Consider the following 16,139-nt stretch of genomic DNA (forward strand, 5'->3'; position numbering starts at 1 on the left):
TGCACGGACCCGAAGAACAGACACAAACAGAAGTCCGTTCACGCCCGATCGTGCCCGTCTCTGTTTACTTTCCCGACATCTCGTCGTACTCTCCGAGCTGAACCACACGTTCGGGCACGAAGAGACGAACGGACCGGGAGGCAGGCGGACATGTACGCACCGGAACGCCAGCAGGAGATCCTCCGGCTCGCCCGCGACGGCGGCCGGGTGGACGTGGTCTCGCTGGCCGAGGAGTTCCAGGTCACCGCCGAGACCATCCGCCGGGACCTGAAGGCCCTCGACCGCGCCGGACTGGTCCGCAGGGTGCACGGCGGGGCCATCCCCGCCGGACGCCTCGACTTCGAACCGGACCTCGCCGAGCGGGAGACCACCGCGGCCGGCGAGAAGGACCGCATCGCCCGGGCCGCCCTCGCGGAGCTCCCGGGCGACGGCACCCTGATCGTCGACGCCGGTTCGACGGCCGCGCTGCTGGCCGGCGCCCTGCCGGTGGACGCCTCCCTCACCGTCGTCACCCACAGCCTGCCCATCGCGGCCCGCCTCGCCGACCACCCCGGCATTCAGCTGCACCTGGTCGGAGGGCGCGTACGGCACCGTACGCGCGCCGCCGTGGACGCCTGGGCGCTGCGCGCGTACGCCGAGATCCGCGCGGACGTCCTGTTCGTGGCCGCGAACGGGTTCTCCGCCGAGCACGGACTGACCACCCCCGACCTCGCCGAGGCCGCCGTGAAACGGGCGGCCATGGCCGCCGCCCGCCGCGTGGTCCTGCTCGCCGACTCCTCCAAGCACGGCCAGGAGCACTTCGCCCGCTTCGGCGACCTGAGCGACGTGGACCTGCTGATCACCGACACCGGGCTGAGCCCCCAGGACGCCGCCGCCATCGAGCGCGGCGGCACGGAAGTAGTACGCGCATGATCCTCACCGTCACCCCCAACCCGTCCCTGGACCGCACCTACGAGGTCCCCTCGCTGGACCGCGGTGAGGTCGTCCGGGCCACCGGCGAACGCGTGGACCCCGGTGGCAAGGGGGTCAACGTCTCGCGCGCCGTCGCCGCGGCCGGCCGGCGCACGGTGGCCGTACTGCCCCTGGGCGGCGCGCCCGGCGCCCTGGTCGCCGACCTGCTCCACGCGCAGGGCATCGAGGTCGCCCCGGTCCCGGTCGCCGGAGCCACCCGCTCCAACATCGCGCTCGCCGAGGCCGACGGCGTACTGACGAAGATCAACGCGCCCGGCCCGGAGCTGACGGCGGCCGAGCGGGAACTGCTGCTGGACACCGTGCGCCAGCAGGCGCCGGACGCCGACTGGATCGCCTGCTGCGGCAGCCTGCCGCGCGGACTCGCCCCCTCCTGGTACGCCGAACTGGTCGCCCGGGTGCACGCCGCCGGACTGCGCATCGCCCTGGACACCTCAGGACCGGCGCTGGTCGCGGCCCTGCGCGAGCGGCCCGACGTGGTGAAGCCGAACGCGGCGGAACTCGCCGAGGCCGTGGGACGCCCGCTGACCACCGTGGGCGACGCGGTGAAGGCCGCCGAGGACCTGCGCGCGGCGGGTGCCCGGGCCGTCCTCGCGAGCCTGGGCGCCGACGGGCAGCTGCTCGTCGACGACGACGGCGCCTGGTTCGGCACCGCCCCTGTGGACGCCGTCCGCAGCAACGTGGGCGCGGGCGACGCCTCGCTCGCCGGGTTCCTCGTCGCCGGCGGGCGCGGACCCGGGGCGCTCGCCTCCGCCGTCGCCCACGGAGCGGCGGCCGTCCGGCTGCCCGGCAGCGTGATGCCGGCGCCGGGCGACCTGGCCCCGGCCGCGGTGACCGTCACGGCCGAGGTCCCCGTCGACCGGGTCCTGAGCGAGCCGGCGTCATGACCCACCCCCTCACCCCCGTCCCCTCCCCCGCCCACCCGGCAGTACGGGCGATACGCGTGCGAAGGAGCCCGCGATGAGCGACATGATCACCGCGGACCTGGTCGATCTCGACCTGTCCGCGAACACCAAGGACGCGGCGGCACGCGCCCTCGCCGAACGCATGGTGGCGAAGGGCCGGGTGACCGACCTGGAGGGCTTCCTCGCCGACGTCGCCGCCCGCGAGGCACAGATGCCGACCGGCCTCGACGGCGGCATCGGCATCCCGCACTGCCGTAGTGAGCATGTCACCGAGCCGACGCTGGCCTTCGGGCGCAGCGCCGCCGGGATCGACTTCGGGGCGGCGGACGGGCCCGCCGACCTGATCTTCCTGATCGCCGCGCCGGCCGGCGCCGACGACGCCCATCTGACGATCCTGTCGTCGCTGGCCCGGCAGCTGATGAACACCGGGTTCACCGACGCCCTCCGGTCGGTGGACGACGCGGCGGCAGCGGCGGCGCTCATCCGGGGCGACGAGCCCCCGGGCGGCGGCCCCGAGGACTCCGTGGCGGCGCCGGCGGCGGCCTCCGCCGGCGCCGCCACGGGCAGCACCGTCCCCGGGCGGGACCGCCCGTTCCGGGTCGTCGCCGTCACCTCCTGCCCCACCGGTATCGCCCACACCTACATGGCGGCCGAGTCGCTGGAGAACGCCGGCCGGGAGGCGGGCGTCGAGATCGTCGTCGAGACCCAGGGCTCGGCGGGCTTCACCCGGCTCGACCCGGCGGTGATCGCGGCGGCGGACGGCGTGATCCTCGCCCACGACGTCCCCGTACGGGAGAAGAACCGCTTCGCCGGCAAGCCCACCGTCGACACCGGCGTCAAGGCGGCCATCAACCGGCCCGCCGAGCTGATCACCGAGGTGAGAGGCAAGGCGGAGCGCGGCGAGGTCAGCGCGGGGTCCGCCGCGTCCGGCGGCACGCCCGTCGAGCGCGCGGGCGACGGCGGCGAGGGCTACGGCACCAGGCTGCGCACATGGCTGATGTCCGGGGTCAGCTACATGGTGCCGTTCGTCGCGGCGGGCGGTCTGCTCATCGCCCTCGGCTTCGCGATCGGCGGATACGAGATCAACAAGGCGCCGTCGGTGATGGACCACTTCGTGTGGACCCAGGCCGACAGCTGGGGCGCCCTGCTCTTCCAGATCGGCGGCGTGGCCTTCGGCTTCCTGGTCCCCGTCCTGGCCGGCTACATCGCCTACGGCATGGCCGACCGGCCCGGGCTGGTGCCCGGCTTCGTGGGCGGCGCGATCTCGCTCACCGTCAACGCCGGATTCCTCGGCGGTCTCGCGGCCGGCCTGATCGCCGGTGGCGTGGTGATCGCGATCCAGAAGGCGCCCGTCCCGGCGGCACTGCGCGGCATCACGCCGGTGGTGGTGATCCCGCTGATCTCCGCGGCGGTCGTCGGGTTCCTGATGTTCGTCGTCATCGGCAAGCCCATCGCCGAGGCGCAGAAGGGCATGACGGACTGGCTGAACGGCCTCTCCGGCACCAACGCCGTCCTGCTCGGCGCCCTGCTCGGCCTGATGATGTGCTTCGACCTCGGCGGCCCCGTCAACAAGGTCGCCTACACCTTCGCCACCGCCGGGATCGCCGTCGCGAGCCCCAGCGACTCCGCGATGAAGATCATGGCCGCGGTGATGGCCGCGGGCATGGTGCCGCCGCTGGCCATGGCCCTGGCCACCACCGCGCGCGGCAGGCTCTTCAACCGGACCGAACGCGAGAACGGCAAGGCCGCCTGGGTGCTCGGCGCCTCCTTCATCTCCGAGGGCGCGATCCCCTTCGCGGCGGCCGACCCGCTGCGCGTCATCCCCGCCTCGATGGCGGGCGGCGCGGTCACCGGTGCCCTGTCGATGGCCTTCGGCGCCACCCTGCGGGCCCCGCACGGCGGCATCTTCGTGGTCCCGCTGATCGGCAACCCGCTCCTCTACCTGGTCGCCGTCGCCGCGGGCGTCTGTGTCACGGCGGCCCTGGTGATCGTCCTCAAGGGCCTGCGCGGGCCGGTGCCGGGAGCCTCCGGCGCACCCCACGGCGAGGGCGCGGCCCCGGCGGCGCGGGCCAAGGAGGCGGTGGCCGCGTAGTCCGACGGTGATGCGTCCGTTTGGGTAGGTGTGCGCGGTTCATGCCTACTGCGATATAGATCACGATCATTACGGTCCGGGTCCAAAGTCCCGGACCGTGGTGTGTACTGGGGCGCATGCCTGAGTACACGACACTCTCGCGGACGACGGGCGCCACCGTCCTCACCCTGGTGGCCGTGGCCTGCGCGGCGGGTCTGGCCGATGTCCTGCGGCGTCGACGCGGGCGGACCCGCGCACGCGGCCCCCTCGAGGCCGGCCGACGCCACACGCCCCACGGCACCCCGACGATCCCGCGTCAGCGGCGGACGGGGCCCCACGCGGAGGCGGTACGGCTCACCGACGCCGAGCGCGACGCCTTCGCCGTGCTGGTACGGCGCCTCAGTGGGGGAGGCTGAGCCTCACCCCGGCCGACGTCAGGAGACCTGCGCCGCCCGGCGCTCCATGGCGTCCCGCGCCGCGTCCTCGCTGACGTACACCTCGCACATGTGCCGTCCGTCCGGCGTCACCGTGTGCTCCACCTCCCACAGGGACAGCTCCGCGCCGTCACCGAGCAGGAACGCGTGCTCGTACAGGGAGAAGGACAGCCCCGCCCGTCCGGTGCGGGCCGGGCGGCCGAAGGCCTGCGTGATCCGGTGCCCGCACGCCGTGGTCAGCAGGGCGGCCGTCTCCGTGCCCGGCCGGTCGGTGTTCTCCGCCCGGCGCAGTAAACGGCGCGCGTGGTCCGGGGAGTCGTCCGGAACGTACACCTGCCGCAGCGCGGGAGCCGGAAGCAGCTGCACCGTCACCGGCAGCTCGAAGTCCTGGGCGTCCGCCGGCAACGGCAGCCGGGCGGTGGCCGTGCGCAGCTCCTCCTCGTCCACGTACACCTCGTGCTGGGGCTCGCTGCCCGGCGCGGTGTTGTGCACCAGCTCCCAGAGCGTGACCGCCGAACCGTCGGCGAGCAGCCAGGTGTGCCGGTAGGTCTCCCGGTGCATACCCGCGCTGTGGTGCGCGGAGTGCAGTGAACCGTCGTGCACCAACGCGCAGTCCAGCCGCCGGATCGTCTCGTCCGGCAACTCGAAGGAGTTCAGGGCGCGGCCGAGGAGCCGCGCGAGGTGCTCCTCCGGAGACTCGGGCGAGTCGGGTGGTTCGTACGCTGCCGTCTCGTACGGAACGCTCAAGGTTTCTCCCGGCGTTGCTGCATGTCACCTTGTGGGTGCATACCGTAGCCCCTCGGTCGGACATCGTGTCCAGGAACCGAGAAAACGTATGGCCGGAAAACGGCCGGGCCGCGCGAGAAATTCCCACCCGGCTCCACGGGGCGCCAACTCTTCCTGCCGGGGCGCTGGTTGCGCTGCCTTTTCACCGCCGCCCGTACAGCTCTGCGTACGACGGCCACGCCCCGCCCGGACCGTCCACCGGCTCCGCGGCGCGCACCGCCCGCACGATCGCGCGGGTCACCGTGTCGGCGCCCGCCGCCAGGACCTCGTTGAGGGCGAGGGGGTCCGCGGCGTCGAGCGGCCGGGCGCCCGTGGCCAGGGTGAAGACGGTGTCGCCGTCGCTCAGCAGGTGCACCGGCCGGACGGCCCGCGCGATGCCGTCGTGTGCCGTGCCGGCCAGTTTCTGCGCCTGCGCCTTGGACAGTCCGGCGTCGGTGGCGACCACCGCGAGCGTCGTGTTCAGCGGGGGAGGGGCGTTCCGTTCGGCCACCTCCGCGAGCCGCCGCAGCGCGGCCCGGTGCACCTCCGGCTCCGGGTGGCGCACCCGGCCCTGGAAGAACTCCCCGTACAGCACCCCCGTTTCCGGGTCCACCGCCGACCCCACCGCGTTGGCCACCACCAGCGCGGCCACCGTGATGCCCGAGTCCAGCACGGTGCTCGCCGTGCCCACCCCGCCCTTCACCTGCCCGAGCACGGCACCCGTGCCGGCGCCCACACAGCCCTGCGGCACCGGCGCGCCCGGCTCGCACGCCGCCGCGGCCTCGACCGCCGCACGACCCGTGGCCGCGTCCGGCCGGGCCCGGAAGTCGCCGCCCCGGCCCAGGTCGAAGACACAGGCGGCCGGCACCACCGGCACCACGTGCGCGGGGTCGGGACCGACGCGCACCCCGCGCCCCCGCTCCTCCAGCCAGGCCATCACCCCGGACGCCGCGTCGAGTCCGTAGGCGCTGCCCCCGGTCAGCACGACCGCCTCGACCCGCTGCACCAGGTTGCGCGGATCGAGCGCGTCGGTCTCCTTGGTGCCGGGTCCGCCGCCGCGCACGTCCACCGCGGCCACGGCCCCGCCCTCGGGCGCGAGCACGACCGTGGTGCCGGTGAGCCAACCGTCGCCGGTACGCGTCGCATGCCCCACGCGCACGCCGGCCACATCCGTCAGAGCGTCAGCTGTCATGTGGCCAGTCTTGCCCGGCCGGACTCGGCCGTACCCTGGGGTCATGAGTACCGCCCCCGACCCCTCGCCGCGCGATCAGAAGCCCGCGCTGGTCTTCGACGACCCGCTGGACCAGCGGTCCGCGGACGACACGGACCGCGGGTGGGGCGAGCGCCCGTCCGGGGACGGCGCCGCCGATCTCAAGCGCTTCCTCGACGAGAAGCCGCCCCACCACCTCTGAGCCGGCGAAGCGCCTAGCGCTCGCCCCGTCCTCCCGGGCCGCGCTGCGCCACGAGGGTGTCGCGGATCTCCTTGAGGACTTCCAGCTCGGTGATCTCGACGACCTCGCGCGCGCCCTCCTTCGCCTTGCGGCGGGCCTCCACCCGGGCCAGGTACTTCGCCATGGGCAGCACCATCAGGAAGTAGACGACCGCCGCGGTGATCACGAACTGCAGCGTCGCGCCGAGGACCGAGCCCCACAGGATGCTGACGCCGGTCGCGGCGTCCCCGGTGCCCTCGCAGGGGCCCTTGAGGCAGGAGCTGTAGCTGTCCAGGTCCTTCGTGCCGAACGCACCCACCAGCGGATTGATGACGCCCTTCACGACGGAGTTGACGATGTTGGTGAAGGCGGCGCCGATGACGACCGCCACGGCCAGATCGACGACGTTGCCACGCATCAGGAAGGCCTTGAAGCCCTGCAGGACGCTCGTCTTCTCCTGGTCGCTCACGTGGAGGCCTCATTTCTCGTGCGCCGGGTGCGGAGGAAAGCGCTCCGCAACCTACGTCACACCCGTGCGGGCCTGTCCAGTCGCGGCGTCCGCCCCACGGGCCCGAGGGACGGCGGGCCGGGTCCGGGAGGGCGGCGCTCACCACAGCGTCACCGCCAGCCGGGCCGTGGCGCTCGCGCCCGCCAGCCCGGCCGCGGTGGCGCGCGGCACCGCCAGCACGACCAGCGCCCCGCCGTCGCCCGCTCCGTCCGCCGGTTCCGGCACCTCGGTCACCCGTGCCCCGCGCGCGACCACACGCGCCTCGCCGCCGGACGCGGTCTCCTCGGCGGCGATCACGTCCACCCGGTCGCCCGGCCGCAGCAGCCGCACCGTCGCCGCGTCGGCGATCCGCACCGGCGCCGTCACCGTCGTCCCCGCGCGCCGCGGCCGTACGGGGCGGTCTCCCGGGGACGCCGGGGCGGCCCGGGCGGCAGGGGACCCGCCGGGATGCCCGCGCGACCGGTCGGCGTCTCGGGGGCCCGCCGCGACGAGCGCCGCCGCCGTGACCGCGAGACCGGCCGCCACGGCCCGCCTCCGGTGCCGTACGAGCCGGCCCGCCAGGGGCAGACCGGCCCGCACCCGGACCGGAGCGAAGTGCGGCACCTCGCACGGGGGAGGGACGTCGGCCCCGGGCGGGCCGGGAACGGCGGGGGAGGGGGAGCACAGCGAGGAGGGACGACGGGACACGGAGACCACCACCTGCGACGAGGGACCGGCTTGCGGCTCCCACGATGAGGCCCCCGGCCCCGGCCCGCCGGGCCCTGTGGACGCCTCACGGCCCTGTGGAGAACCCGCCCACCCGAACGGGGCGCTCCGCCTCTCGCGCGGCTGCGGCCTCTCGCGCGGCTACGCCCTCTCGCGCTGCTGCGGCCTCTCGCGCGCCTACGGCCTCCCCTGCGGCTACGGCAGCGGGAACCCCGGGTCCATACCGCCCAGCGCCGATGAGCACAGGCAGTCCCGTTCCGCGGTCGCCGGCAGCGCGGCCACCGCGTCGAACAGCACGCCCCGCAACCGGTCCACGTTGGCCGCGAACACCCGCAGCACCTCGTCGTGGGAGACGCCCTCACCGGTCTCGGCGCCGGCGTCGAGGTCGGTGACCAGGGTCAGGGAGCTGTAGCAGAGCTCCAGCTCGCGGGCGAGGACCGCCTCGGGGTGGCCGGTCATGCCCACCACCGACCAGCCCTGCGCACGGTGCCACAACGATTCGGCGCGGGTGGAGAAGCGCGGCCCCTCCACCACGACCAGCGTGCCGCCGTCCACCGGCTCCCAGTCCCGGCCGCGCGCCGCCTTCAGTGCGGCCGCCCGCCCGGTGGGGCAGTAGGGGTCGGCCAGGGACACATGGACCACGTTCGGCACGGTGCCGTCGGGCAGCGGCAGCCCGTCGAAGTACGTGCCCACCCGGGCTTTGGTGCGGTCCACGAGCTGGTCCGGCACCAGCAGCGTGCCCGGCCCGTACTCGGGCCGCAGGCCGCCCACCGCGCACGGCCCGAGGATCTGGCGCGCGCCGACCGACCGCAGTGCCCAGAGGTTGGCGCGGTAGTTGATGCGGTGCGGCGGCAGATGGTGACCGCGTCCGTGCCGGGGCAGGAAGGCGACCCGGCGCCCGGCCACCTCGCCGAGGAAGAGGGAGTCGCTGGGCGCCCCGTAGGGGGTGTCGACCTGGACCTCGGTCACGTCGTCGAGGAAGGAGTAGAAGCCGGAGCCGCCGATCACGCCGATCTCGGCCTTCGCCATGTTCGCCATGCTCCGCACCCTAGCCGCCGCCGGATACGCCGAAGACCCCGTCGTCGGACGACGACGAGGTCCCCTAGATGTTCGGCGCTACGCGGCGGTGGTGCCGGCGGAGCTGCCTGAGCCGGACGAACCGGACGACGAGCTCGAACCGGAACCGGAGTCCGAGGAGGAGGACGAGGAAGCGGAGGCGGTGCCGGAGGCCTTGGACGACGCCGGCGAGCTGCTCGACGAGGAGCCGCGGCTGTCGTTGCGGTAGAAACCGGAGCCCTTGAAGACGATGCCGACCGCAGAGAAGACCTTCTTCAGGCGGCCCTGGCAGTCGGGGCACTCGGTCAGGGCGTCGTCGGTGAACTTCTGCACCGCCTCGAGGCCCTCGCCGCACTCGGTGCACTGGTACTGGTAGGTCGGCACTGTCTTCCTCCTGGCACTCTCACTCGATGAGTGCTAACGACGGTCCATAGTGACGTATTCCGTGGGCTCAGTCCACTGCGACGGGCTCGCGGTGACCCACGCCACGCGCCACGGTGCGCCCGCGCGGGCTCGTTACCAGCCGCGATCGCAGCGCCAGCAGCGTCACGAGGGCGAGCACCGTACCGGCCATCGGCACCAGGAACCCGGCGCCGTCCCAGAGGCGGTCCTCCAGCTGACCGGCGACCGTGACGGCCGCGGCCTGGCCGAGCGCGACGGCGCCGGTCAGCCAGGTGAAGGCCTCGGTGCGGGCCCCGGCCGGCACCAGGCTCTCCACCAGCGTGTAGCCGGTGATCAGGGCGGGTGCGATGCACATGCCGACCAGGAGGCCGAGCCCGGCCAGTGGCAGCGCCGAGTGGGCGGTCCACAGGGCGGACGCGGTCAGCGCGAGCGCCGCGTAGGCGAGGATCAGGCGCCGCTGCGGGGCGGTCTTCCAGGCGATCGCGCCGCAGGCGATGCCGGCGAGCATGTTGCCCGCGGCGAAGACGCCGTAGAGGACGCCGTTCAGCCCGGGGTTGCCGATCGACTCGCTGAACGCGGCCAGCGAGACCTGCATGCCGCCGAAGACGGAACCGATACCGAGGAAGGTCACGATCAGCACGCGCACGCCCGGGACGCGCAGCGCGGGAACCTGCTCCACGCGCGCGTGCCCGTCGCGGGCCACCCGGGGCTGCGTGCCCTTCTGGGCCGCGAACAGCAGTCCGCCGATCAGGGTCAGCGCGGCCTCGGTGACCAGACCGGCGGCCGGGTCGACGGCCGTGCACAGGGCCGTGGCCAGCAGCGGTCCGACGACGAAGGTGAGCTCGTCGGTGACGGACTCGAAGGCCGCCGCGGTCGCCATCAGGGGGGAGCCCTTGAGCCTGACGCCCCAGCGGGCGCGCACCATGGGGCCGATCTGCGGCACCGAGGCGCCCGTCGGCACGGCGGCGGCGAACAGCGCCCACAGGGGTGCGTCGGTCAGCGCCAGCGCGGTGAGGGTGAGGCCGGACACCGCGTGCACCAGGACACCGGGCACCAGCACGGCGCGCTGCCCGTGGCGGTCGGCGAGGCGGCCGCTGTAGGGGGCGAACAGGGCCATGGCGACACCGGTGACGGCGGCGACGGCGCCGGCCGCCCCGTACGAGCCGGTGGTGTGCTGCACCAGCAGCACGATGGAGAGGGTGAGCATCGCGAACGGCTGGCGTGCCGCGAAGCCGGGGAGGAGGAACGTCCACGCGCCGCGCGTGCGCAGCAGCCGGCCGTATCCCGGACGGGAGGTGGCCGCCGGGTCCTTCGACGTGGTGACCGTGGATGCCACGGCCCGTGCCTTTCTGCCACCTGGTAGCGCGGGCCCGCGCCGGGTCGGGCGGGTGCGCCGAGAGCTGTCCTCTTGCGCTGACTGCGGTGGATACCGGCGCCACAGCTCAGGGCGTTCCGGCCGCCATACGGTCGCGCCAGCTCTGCGTCAGGCAGAGTTGGTTCGATCTGGGGTCGCTTGCATAATACAGGGATCGGGGGCTTGTGCTTCTGTGAAAAGGAGCACCTTCTCAGCCTTCCGCCTGCGATTCACCGGTGCCCAGCCAGCCGGCCAGCTTGCCGCCCCGCCCGACCGCGCGCAGGCGCCGCTCGGCGGCGTCCCGCACCGGGTCGGTGGCGACGACGAGCAGTTCGTCCCCGCGGCGCAGCACCGTCGACGGCAGCGGCACGAAGGACGTCCCCTCCCGGACGACCAGGGTGACGGCGGATCCGGCCGGCAGCCGCAGCTCGCCGACCTCCACGCCGTGCATCTTCGACCCGGCGGGGATGGCGACCGACAGCAGATGTCCGCTGAGCCGCTCCAGGGGAGCCGACTCGATGCCGAGGTCGGCGGCGCCGGGGTCCCCGCCCAGGCGCAGCGTGCGGGCCAGCCAGGGCAGCGTCGGGCCCTGGATAAGGGTGTAGACGACGACCAGGACGAAGACGATGTTGAAGATCTTCTCGCTCGCCTCGACGCCCTCCACCATCGGGATCGTCGCCAGGATGATGGGCACGGCGCCGCGCAGCCCCGCCCAGGACATCAGCGTCTGCTCCTGCCACGGCGTCCGGAACGGCACCAGGCACAGCACCACGCTCAGCGGCCGGGCCACCATGGTCAGCGCCAGCCCGATGACCAGTGCGGGCACGATGTCGTCGCCCAGCTCGTGCGGGGTGACCAGCAGGCCGAGCAGGACGAACATGCCGATCTGGGCGATCCAGCCGAGCCCCTCGGCGAAACCGCGCGTGGCGGGCCAGTGCGGCAGCCTGGCGTTGCCCAGCACCATCGAGGCCAGGTAGACGGCGAGGAATCCGCTGCCGTGGGCGATCGCGCCGACCGCGTAGGCGGCGACGGCGATGGCCGTCACGGCGATCGGGTAGAGGCCGGAGGCGGGCAGCGCCACGTGCCGCAGCCCCAGGGAACCCAGCCAGCCCACCGCGAGTCCGACGGCGGCGCCGATGGCCAGCTCCAGCAGTATCTCGCCGACCAGCACGTACCAGTGCTCGACCGGTCCCGCCGTGGAGAAGGCGACGACCAGGATGACGACGGGCGCGTCGTTGAAGCCGGACTCGGCCTCCAGCGTGCCCCTCACCCGCGCGGGCAGCGGTACTCTCCGCAGCACCGAGAACACGGCCGCCGCGTCGGTCGACGACACCACGGCCCCGATGATGAGCGACTGCCGCCACTCCAGTCCGGTCAGGAAGTGCGCCGCGGCCGCCGTGACCCCGACGCTCACCGCGACTCCGGCCAGCGCGAGCGCGGAGGCGGCGGGCAGAGCCGGTCTGATCTCGGTCCACTTGGTCCCCAGACCACCCTCGGCCAGGATCACGACGAGGGCCGCGTATCCGATGACCTGCGTCAGCTCGGCGTTGTCGAACTGGATGCCGCCGATGCCGTCCTGGCCGATGGCGACACCGATGCCCAGGTAGACGAGCAGGCCGGGGAGCCCGCTGCGCGAGGAGATCCGGACCGCGGCGACGGCGACCAGCAGGACGATCGAACAGACGAGCAGGAGCTGGTTGAGGTGGTGGACAGTCAGCGGCCGTTCCCTTCCCTGGCTCAGGCGCACCGCGCGTGAGCTCACGTACATCGCATGCGATCCACCGCTTCCGCGGCAAACTACTTCGTTACCTTACCTAACTCTTGACGCTTTCTTGACGCTCGCGAGGGCAAGATCGAACGTCCGTCCGGGCTGGTTCCCGACTCCGCGTCAAGGCGCGCGGAGCCCTGCGCCTATCGTTGCTCCAGCGCTCAGTTAAAAGCACAGCCCGACCTGCCGCTCGCGTTAGGACAGCAAGGACAGCGATGCCCACCGACACCACCGCCTCCACGGGTCAGCAGGCCGGCAAGTCCGGCAGGAAGAAAGGGCGCAAAGCCCGTCTGATCGTGCTCGTCCTCGTGCTGGCCCTGATCGGCGGTGTCGCCTACGGGGGGTACTGGTCCGTCAGCACCGTGCGCGCCTCCTTCCCGCAGACCAAGGGCTCGATCACGCTCCAGGGCCTGTCGGGGACCGTCGACGTCAAGCGCGACGGCCACGGCATCCCGCAGATCTACGCCTCCTCCGACGAGGACCTGTTCATGGCGCAGGGCTACGTCCAGGCGCAGGACCGGTTCTACGAGATGGACGTGCGCCGGCACATGACCGCCGGGCGCCTGTCGGAGATGTTCGGCAAGGGCCAGGTCGACAACGACGAGTTCCTGCGCACCCTGGGCTGGGACCGGGTCGCCAAGGAGGAGTACGACAAGAAGCTCTCCCCCGCCACGAAGAAGTACCTCCAGGCGTACGCCAAGGGGGTCAACGCCTATCTGGAGGGCAAGGAGGGCAAGGAGATCTCCCTGGAGTACGCGGCGCTGGGCTTCGAGAACGACTACAGGCCCGGTGAGTGGACGCCGGTCGACTCCGTGGCCTGGCTCAAGGCGATGGCCTGGGACCTGCGCGGCAACATGCAGGACGAGATCGACCGCGCGCTGATGACCAGCCGCCTCGGCCCGAAGCAGATCGCCGACCTGTACCCGGCGTACCCGTACAGCAGGAACAAGCCGGTGATCCAGGAGGGCCAGTACAACGAGCTCACCGGGGCGTACGACCAGGGCGGGGCGACGGGTACCGGCACCGGGACCGGCACGGGAACCGGCACTGGCTCAGGCACCGGAACCGGGACCGGTACGGGCACCGGCACCGGCACCGGCACGGGGACGGGCACCGGCTCAGGCACCGGGACCGGCACCGGCACCGGTGGCTCCGCCCTGGAGAGCCAGCTCACGGGCCTCCAGGAGGTCATGCGGGACCTGCCCACCGCCGTCGGCGTCAACGGCGACGGCATCGGCTCCAACTCCTGGGTCGTCTCCGGTGACCACACCATCACCGGCGAGCCGCTGCTCGCCAACGACCCGCACCTGTCGGCCGCGCTGCCGTCCGTCTGGTACCAGATGGGCCTGCACTGCCGCAGCGTCTCGGCCACGTGCCAGTACGACGTCACCGGCTACACCTTCGCGGGCATGCCCGGCGTCATAATCGGTCACAACCAGGACATCGCCTGGGGCCTGACCAACTCCGGCGTCGACGTCACCGACCTCTACCTGGAGAAGATCACCGGCGACGGCTACCAGTACGACGGCAAGGTCGTGCCGTTCGAGACCCGCGAGGAGACCATCGAGGTCGCCGGCGGCACGGCGCAGAAGATCGTCGTCCGCGAGACCAACAACGGCCCGCTGCTGTCGGACCGTTCCGACGAACTGGTGAGGACCGGCAAGAAGGCCACCGTCGACAGCTCGGCCCCCGACCGGGGTGACGGCTACGGCGTCGCGCTGCGCTGGACCGCGCTGGACCCGGGCCGCACGATGGACTCCGTCTTCGCCATCAACCGCGCGAAGGACTGGGACGACTTCCGCGAGGCGGCCGCGCTGTTCGAGGTGCCGTCGCAGAACCTGGTCTACGCGGACACCGAGGGCCACATCGGCTACACGCTGCCCGGGAAGATCCCCACCCGCGCGGAGAAGCACGACGGCTCCGTCCCCGCCCCGGGCTGGAACGCCGACTACAAGTGGACCGGCTGGATCGAGCAGGACGCGCTGCCCTTCGAGTTCGACCCGAAGCGCGGCTACATCGTCACCGCCAACCAGGCCGTCGTCGGCGAGGACTACCCCTACACGCTGACCACGGACTGGGGCTACGGCGCCCGCAGCCAGCGCATCACCGACCTGATCCAGTCGAAGATCAAGGACGGCGGCAAGATCTCCACCGAGGACATGCGGCAGATGCAGCTCGACAACTCGAGCTCCGTCGCCAGGCTGCTGGTGCCCGACCTGCTGAAGATCGACACCGGCGACAAGGCCGTGCGCGAGGCGCAGAAGCTGCTGGAGGGCTGGGACTACACCCAGGACGCCGACTCGGCCGCCGCCGCCTACTTCAACGCCGTGTGGCGCAACGTCCTCAAGCTCGCCTTCGGTCACAAGCTGCCCAAGGAGCTGCGGGTTGAGGGCCAGTGCCTGTGGGTCGACCCGGTCAACACCACCGGCCCCGCCGACGAGGCGGGCAAGGTCCGCGAGTGCGGCCGGCGCGCCGCCGACCAGGCGCAGCCGGACGGCGGCGACCGCTGGTTCGAGGTGGTCCGCCAGCTGAAGGACGACAAGGACAGCGAGTGGTGGACGACGCCCAAGAGGGGCACCCGTCCCGGCGCCGACAACCGTGACGAGCTGTTCAAGCGGGCCATGATCGATGCCCGCTGGGAGCTGACCGCCAAGCTCGGCAAGGACATCGACTCCTGGAGCTGGGGCCGGCTGCACCGCCTGTTCCTGAAGAACCAGACGCTCGGCACCGAGGGCCCCGGCTTCCTGCAGTACGCCCTCAACCGCGGCCCGTGGAAGCTCGGCGGCGGCGAGGCGACGGTCAACGCGACCGGCTGGAACGCGGCCGGCGGCTACGAGGTCGTGTGGGTGCCGTCCATGCGGATGGTGGTCAACCTCGGCGACCTCGACAAGTCGCGCTGGATCAACCTCACCGGCGCCTCCGGGCACGCCTACAGCGCCCACTACGTCGACCAGACGGACAAGTGGGCCGAGGGCGAGCTGCTGGAGTGGCCGTTCTCGGACAAGGCGGTCCAGGACAGCACGAGCGACACCCTGCTGCTCAAGCCCTGATCCCGGCCGGCCCACCGCCCTCATCGGCCTCCACGCGCGCGCGTGGAGGCCGATCGCGTGCCCGGGGGTGCCTCAGCGGGTCAGCCGAACCGCCGTACCCCGGACGGTGTCACCACCGCGTGCACCGGCCGGTCGTGCGGTTCCCCGGGGACGTCCGCGACGACCTCGCGGTCGTACAGCAGGACCACCAGAGCCGGATGCGCGCCCGCGCGGTCCAGCCGGGCGAGGACACGGTCGTACGAGCCTCCGCCGCGCCCGAGCCGCATCCCGCGCGCGTCGACGGCCAGTCCGGGCAGCAGGACGGCGTCCGCCTCCGTGACGGCGTCCGGTCCGAGGCGTTCGCCGGCCGGTTCGAACAGGGCCATGCGGCCGCCGTGCCGCACCCGTGCGAGGGAGCCCTGCCCGGTGTATGCGCCCCAGTCGAGGTCGTTGTCCGGCAGCAGCGCGGGCAGGAGGACGCGTACGCCCCGCGCGCGCAGCGTGTCCAGCAGCGCGAGCGTGCCGGGTTCGCTCCCCACGGAGACGTACGCCGCCACCGTGCGCGCGTGCTCGAGTTCGGGCAGCGCGAGCGCCTGCCGGGCCAGGGCGGTCGCGCGTTCCCGCACGTCATCCGCCGTCAAGCCGTTCCTCACCTGAAGGATTTGGCGTCGTAGCACCCGCTTGTCAGACTCGTCCGCGCGGTCGTTGTGTCTCAAGTCTGTACCCGTACCGTTCCAATATGC

The 16,139-nt window shown here is 72.9% G+C and carries 15 protein-coding genes; 6 read left to right on the forward strand and 9 right to left on the reverse strand.

The window, feature by feature from the left end:
- Nucleotides 1-150 precede the first annotated feature (150 nt).
- The 4 genes from F1615_RS11235 (at nt 151) to F1615_RS11250 (ending at nt 4,361) form a co-directional block, all read left to right on the forward strand.
- Nucleotides 151-912 (forward strand): DeoR/GlpR family DNA-binding transcription regulator, encoded by a 762-nt coding sequence (locus F1615_RS11235; protein ID WP_149548762.1) that lies wholly within the window; start codon nt 151-153, stop codon nt 910-912.
- Nucleotides 909-1,856, forward strand: a complete 948-nt coding sequence (pfkB, locus tag F1615_RS11240) for a 1-phosphofructokinase (protein ID WP_149548763.1) — start codon at nt 909-911, stop codon at nt 1,854-1,856. Before F1615_RS11235 ends, pfkB begins: the two co-directional genes overlap by 4 nt.
- A gap of 73 nt (nt 1,857-1,929) precedes the next feature.
- Nucleotides 1,930-3,966: a PTS fructose transporter subunit IIABC gene (locus F1615_RS11245; protein ID WP_149548764.1), complete on the forward strand. Its 2,037-nt coding sequence runs from the start codon at nt 1,930-1,932 to the stop codon at nt 3,964-3,966.
- Between the two features lie 116 nt (nt 3,967-4,082).
- Entirely contained in the window at nt 4,083-4,361 is a 279-nt protein-coding gene (locus F1615_RS11250; RefSeq protein WP_149548765.1) for a hypothetical protein, read from the forward strand.
- A gap of 18 nt (nt 4,362-4,379) precedes the next feature.
- On the opposite strand, the gene F1615_RS11255 is transcribed toward F1615_RS11250, so the two are convergent.
- Both F1615_RS11255 and F1615_RS11260 read right to left on the reverse strand, forming a co-directional pair.
- On the reverse strand, nt 4,380-5,126 hold the full coding sequence (locus F1615_RS11255) for a DUF6227 family protein (RefSeq protein ID WP_149548766.1): 747 nt from the start codon (nt 5,124-5,126) through the stop codon (nt 4,380-4,382).
- A gap of 181 nt (nt 5,127-5,307) precedes the next feature.
- Complete coding sequence (locus F1615_RS11260) at nt 5,308-6,336, reverse strand: P1 family peptidase (RefSeq protein WP_149548767.1); 1,029 nt, start codon at nt 6,334-6,336, stop codon at nt 5,308-5,310.
- A gap of 43 nt (nt 6,337-6,379) precedes the next feature.
- Here F1615_RS11260 and F1615_RS11265 point away from each other — a divergent pair, with 43 nt between their 5' ends.
- Entirely contained in the window at nt 6,380-6,556 is a 177-nt protein-coding gene (locus F1615_RS11265) for a hypothetical protein (RefSeq protein ID WP_149548768.1), read from the forward strand.
- A gap of 13 nt (nt 6,557-6,569) precedes the next feature.
- Here F1615_RS11265 and mscL read toward each other — a convergent pair whose 3' ends face one another.
- The 6 genes from mscL to F1615_RS11295 all read right to left on the reverse strand — a co-directional run bounded on the left by mscL (nt 6,570) and on the right by F1615_RS11295 (nt 12,367).
- On the reverse strand, nt 6,570-7,043 hold the full coding sequence (mscL, locus tag F1615_RS11270) for a large conductance mechanosensitive channel protein MscL (protein WP_149548769.1): 474 nt from the start codon (nt 7,041-7,043) through the stop codon (nt 6,570-6,572).
- A gap of 138 nt (nt 7,044-7,181) precedes the next feature.
- Nucleotides 7,182-7,769: a hypothetical protein gene (locus F1615_RS11275; protein WP_244328700.1), complete on the reverse strand. Its 588-nt coding sequence runs from the start codon at nt 7,767-7,769 to the stop codon at nt 7,182-7,184.
- Between the two features lie 213 nt (nt 7,770-7,982).
- On the reverse strand, nt 7,983-8,825 hold the full coding sequence (locus F1615_RS11280; RefSeq protein ID WP_149548770.1) for an S-methyl-5'-thioadenosine phosphorylase: 843 nt from the start codon (nt 8,823-8,825) through the stop codon (nt 7,983-7,985).
- A gap of 78 nt (nt 8,826-8,903) precedes the next feature.
- Nucleotides 8,904-9,227, reverse strand: a complete 324-nt coding sequence (locus F1615_RS11285; RefSeq protein WP_149548771.1) for an FmdB family zinc ribbon protein — start codon at nt 9,225-9,227, stop codon at nt 8,904-8,906.
- Between the two features lie 67 nt (nt 9,228-9,294).
- Nucleotides 9,295-10,581 (reverse strand): MFS transporter, encoded by a 1,287-nt coding sequence (locus tag F1615_RS11290; RefSeq protein WP_149548772.1) that lies wholly within the window; start codon nt 10,579-10,581, stop codon nt 9,295-9,297.
- Between the two features lie 229 nt (nt 10,582-10,810).
- Nucleotides 10,811-12,367 carry a potassium/proton antiporter gene (locus F1615_RS11295; RefSeq protein WP_244328701.1) on the reverse strand — a complete coding sequence of 519 codons (1,557 nt, stop codon included), beginning with the start codon at nt 12,365-12,367 and terminating at the stop codon, nt 10,811-10,813.
- Nucleotides 12,368-12,582: 215 nt separating this feature from the next.
- On the opposite strand from F1615_RS11295, the gene F1615_RS11300 reads away from it, so the two are divergent.
- The gene (locus F1615_RS11300; RefSeq protein WP_149548773.1) at nt 12,583-15,417 is read left to right on the forward strand and encodes a penicillin acylase family protein; all 2,835 of its coding nucleotides are present in this window, start codon (nt 12,583-12,585) and stop codon (nt 15,415-15,417) included.
- An 80-nt stretch (nt 15,418-15,497) separates the two neighbouring features.
- On the opposite strand, the gene F1615_RS11305 is transcribed toward F1615_RS11300, so the two are convergent.
- Nucleotides 15,498-16,112, reverse strand: a complete 615-nt coding sequence (locus F1615_RS11305; RefSeq protein ID WP_149548774.1) for a 5-formyltetrahydrofolate cyclo-ligase — start codon at nt 16,110-16,112, stop codon at nt 15,498-15,500.
- Nucleotides 16,113-16,139 lie beyond the last annotated feature (27 nt).

Origin of the sequence: Streptomyces marokkonensis, from assembly GCF_008312835.1 — a bacterium.
Classification (GTDB): domain Bacteria; phylum Actinomycetota; class Actinomycetes; order Streptomycetales; family Streptomycetaceae; genus Streptomyces; species Streptomyces marokkonensis_A.

Excerpts from the sequence above, each read along its gene's own strand:
- F1615_RS11235 (WP_149548762.1), top strand. The coding sequence starts at position 151 with ATGTACGCACCGGAACGCCAGCAGGAGATCCTCCGGCTCGCCCGCGAC.
- F1615_RS11265 (WP_149548768.1), top strand. The coding sequence starts at position 6,380 with ATGAGTACCGCCCCCGACCCCTCGCCGCGCGATCAGAAGCCCGCGCTG.
- pfkB (WP_149548763.1), top strand. The coding sequence starts at position 909 with ATGATCCTCACCGTCACCCCCAACCCGTCCCTGGACCGCACCTACGAG.
- F1615_RS11295 (WP_244328701.1), bottom strand. The coding sequence starts at position 12,367 with ATGTACGTGAGCTCACGCGCGGTGCGCCTGAGCCAGGGAAGGGAACGG.
- F1615_RS11280 (WP_149548770.1), bottom strand. The coding sequence starts at position 8,825 with ATGGCGAACATGGCGAAGGCCGAGATCGGCGTGATCGGCGGCTCCGGC.
- F1615_RS11250 (WP_149548765.1), top strand. The coding sequence starts at position 4,083 with ATGCCTGAGTACACGACACTCTCGCGGACGACGGGCGCCACCGTCCTC.
- F1615_RS11300 (WP_149548773.1), top strand. The coding sequence starts at position 12,583 with ATGCCCACCGACACCACCGCCTCCACGGGTCAGCAGGCCGGCAAGTCC.
- F1615_RS11260 (WP_149548767.1), bottom strand. The coding sequence starts at position 6,336 with ATGACAGCTGACGCTCTGACGGATGTGGCCGGCGTGCGCGTGGGGCAT.
- F1615_RS11245 (WP_149548764.1), top strand. The coding sequence starts at position 1,930 with ATGAGCGACATGATCACCGCGGACCTGGTCGATCTCGACCTGTCCGCG.